The following is a 3,128-nucleotide window of genomic DNA, read 5'->3' on the forward strand; positions in this document are numbered from 1 at the left end:
AGGCATAGGTTCTATCATCCGTCTCATGCTCCGCGACATTCTTAAGATCGAACTCAATGCCATTGCTCAACTCAATCTTGCAATTGAATGTTGATTGGGCTCTCGCTGCTATGCGCTGCCTCCCCAACTTCTCACGGATCGACTCATACTTACTATTTTTCCCCTTCATTTCGATACTACGAATAGAAGGCGCTTTTGCGAGGCACTTGATCCCGGATGACATGAAAGTTGCTCCACAGCACAGTAAAACGATGCCCCATGCAGCAATCACACACAGATCACTCACAAGCAGGCGTTCCCCCTGTGTGACCGATCCGCTTTCCAAGTTCCACCCCGGGACAAACAGCTTCATCCCGTCCGGCCGATTCGCACTCTCAGGTGCGTAGCTCGCCCCTCGGATCCCGCCTCAACCGCCCCGCACGCCCAGCTTGAAACTGATCATCGCCCGCAGCTTGTTCGGCACCACCGGCTTCACCAGCAGGTGGAAGTTGTGCACCTGCGCGTCCACCTCGTGGTTGGTCATCGTGCTGCCGCTCACCATGATGGCCGGCACGCCCGGGCCGAAGCGCTCGCGCAGCGCCTGGATCGCCTCCACACCGGTGTGGCCGTGCTCCAGCCGGTAGTCGACGATCAGCAGGTCCGGCGGCTCATTCCCGGCCTCGTCGCTCTGCGCCCAGGCCCGGCTGGCCGACACCGTCTCGAAGCTGCGCACGCTGGCGCCCCAGCCCTTCAGCAGCACCTCCAGCCCGTCGCGCACCGCCGGCTCGTCCTCGACGATCACGATGCGGCGGCGGTCCAGCGTCAGCCCGATCGGCGCCTTGCCGCTCAGCGCCGGTGCCACCGCGCGCGGCGCCTTGCCGGGCGGCAGCTCCAGCGAGAACACCGTGCCGTGCCCCGGCCGTGAGCGCAGCGACAGCGGCGCCTCCATCAGCCCCGCCAGCCGCTTGACGATCGCCAGCCCCAGCCCCAGCCCCTTGCGCTGGTGCGGCGCCAGCGCGTCGCCCTGCGGCACCTGGTAGAACTCCTCGAAGATGCGCTCCTGCTCGCGCTCGCGGATGCCCACGCCGGTGTCCCACACCTGCAGCAGCAGCCGCGTGCCGCGCTTGCGGCAGCTCACCAGCACCGTGCCGTCCTGCGTGTAGCGGATCGCGTTCGACACCAGGTTGCGCAAGATGCGCTCCACCAGCACCGGGTCGGCAAACGCGTTGTGCGCCCCGCCGCGGAATCGCAGCCCCAGCCCCTTCTCGAAGGCCGTCGGCTCGAAGTGCAGCTTGAGCCGCCCGAACAGCGCGCCGATGTTGAAATGCTCGGCCTGCGTCTCGACGCCGCCGGTGTCGATCTTCGTGATGTCGAGCAGCTCCGAGAACAGCCCCTCCAGCGCATCGACCGAGCCGTTGATGCTGTTGACGAGGTGGATCACCTCCTCATCGTGGCTGCGCTGGCGCAGCGCCTCGGCGAACAGCCCCATCGCATGCAGCGGCTGCCGCAGGTCGTGGCTCGCGGCCGCGAAGAACTGCGTCTTCGAGCGGTTCGCCACCTCGGCCTGCTGCCGTGCCGCATCGGCGGCCGCCTTCTCGATGCGCAGCTGCGCACCCAGTTCGTCGGCGCGCAGCTTCAGCTTCAGCAGGTTCTCGTAGTTGAGCCGGTAGTCGCTCGCGAGCAGCGTCGTCATCGCGACGATCGTCAGCAGCACACCGGCCAGCACCAGGTCGTCGAAGCCGCCCGGCAGCCCCACGCGCAGCACTGTCGGCGCAAAGCACAGCAGCGCGAAGGTGTTGTAGACCTTGCGCATCGGCGCCAGGATCGGCATGCCGGCCACGCAGAAGCTGTAGACGGTGAGCAGCAGCCCGATGCGCTCCGTCGTACCGCCGTGAGGGTAGAACAGCCATGCCGCCGAGCCCCAGACGATGCCCGAGCCCATCGTCGCGCCGACCCAGATGCGGAACCACGGCTGCGCCGCCGCCAGCGTCTGCACGTTGCGCCCGCGGAACGCCACCAGCGCCCACATGCGGAAGATCCACAGCCCCCAGAACATCACCATCCAGGCCGCCAGCAGCCAGCGCGGCGCGTGGTCCCAGAACAACAGCGCCATCACCGACGCGCCGGCCGCATTGCCGGCCAGCGTGGTCGGCACGTACGAATACAGGCCGTGGATGCGCTCGACTTCGGTCAGATCGCGCAGGGAGGCGGCCTGTGCAGCGGGCGCAGGGGCCACCATCTCAGCGCGGGCCGTTGTGGCGCCAGGCCGAGAAGCCGCCGTGCGCCTGCGTCATCTGGCTCACCGCCAGCACGGCCTGCGTGCGCGAGCTCACGTTCAGCACCCGCAGCACCGCGGCCACGTGGTCCTTCACCGTCTCGACCGACAGCCCCAGCTCGCGGGCGATCAGCTTGTTCGGGTTGCCCTGCAGCAGCAGCGCCAGCACGTCGGTCTGGCGCGGCGTGAGGCCCAGCGACGCGATCGACGGGTGCTGCTGGAAGCTGCCGCCCTTGGCCGCCTCGCCGATCTGGTTGACGGCGGCCGGCACGCCCCACGGCGCGTCCTGCGCGCGCTCGGACGGCCGGTCGTTGCCGATGCTGATCGGCGGCACGTAGATGCCGCCCGACATCACCATCCGCAGCGCATCGAACAGGGTCTCGTTGGAGGCGCGCTTCGGCACGAACCCCATCGCGCCCAGGTCGATCGAGCGGATCACGTCGCTCGCCCGGTCGGAGGCCGACACCACCACCACCGGCAGCGCCGGGTAGGTGCTGCGGAACTCGACCAGCAGGTCGAAGCCGTCGGCGTCTCCCAGGTGCAGGTCGAGCAGCACCAGGTCGAAGTCGTTGTCGGCGGCCAGCGTCTCGCGCGCGGCGCGGGCACTGCCGGCACCGACCACGCTGACGTGGTCGCCCAGGCCCTGGATCACGGTCTGCAAGGCCGACAGGATCAACGGATGGTCATCGACCAACAGCACTTTCATCGCGACATCCCTTTCGTGCGCTGTGAGCCCTCGGCCCGGGGCAAAGCGCCGATGCTAGCCGAGCGCCCCGGACGCCCCGCACCCCCTGAAGAGGGTGAAGCGGCCCACTTTGTCAGGGCGGCGTGTCAAAGGTAGCGCCGTGTCAGCGATTCCGCCACGCACACCGGC

General features: G+C 67.9%; 3 protein-coding genes. All 3 read right to left on the minus strand.

The genetic code is table 11. The features are described from left to right. Positions 1-352, minus strand: a 352-nt coding sequence (locus AC1DXV_RS33030) for a hypothetical protein (RefSeq protein ID WP_477937737.1), incomplete at its 3' end; no start/stop codon positions are given. Positions 353-406: 54 nt separating this feature from the next. Beyond that, positions 407-2,218 carry an ATP-binding response regulator gene (locus tag AC1DXV_RS33035; RefSeq protein WP_477867984.1) on the minus strand — a complete coding sequence of 604 codons (1,812 nt, stop codon included), beginning with the start codon at positions 2,216-2,218 and terminating at the stop codon, positions 407-409. A gap of 1 nt (position 2,219) precedes the next feature. After that, complete coding sequence (locus tag AC1DXV_RS33040; RefSeq protein WP_047587874.1) at positions 2,220-2,960, minus strand: response regulator; 741 nt, start codon at positions 2,958-2,960, stop codon at positions 2,220-2,222. Positions 2,961-3,128: the final 168 nt, after the last annotated feature.

The organism is Rhizobacter sp. P3_C12 (assembly GCF_056402735.1).

Coding starts and splice junctions, on each gene's coding strand:
- AC1DXV_RS33035 (WP_477867984.1), bottom strand. CDS start 2,218: ATGGTGGCCCCTGCGCCCGCTGCACAGGCCGCCTCCCTGCGCGATCTG.
- AC1DXV_RS33040 (WP_047587874.1), bottom strand. CDS start 2,960: ATGAAAGTGCTGTTGGTCGATGACCATCCGTTGATCCTGTCGGCCTTG.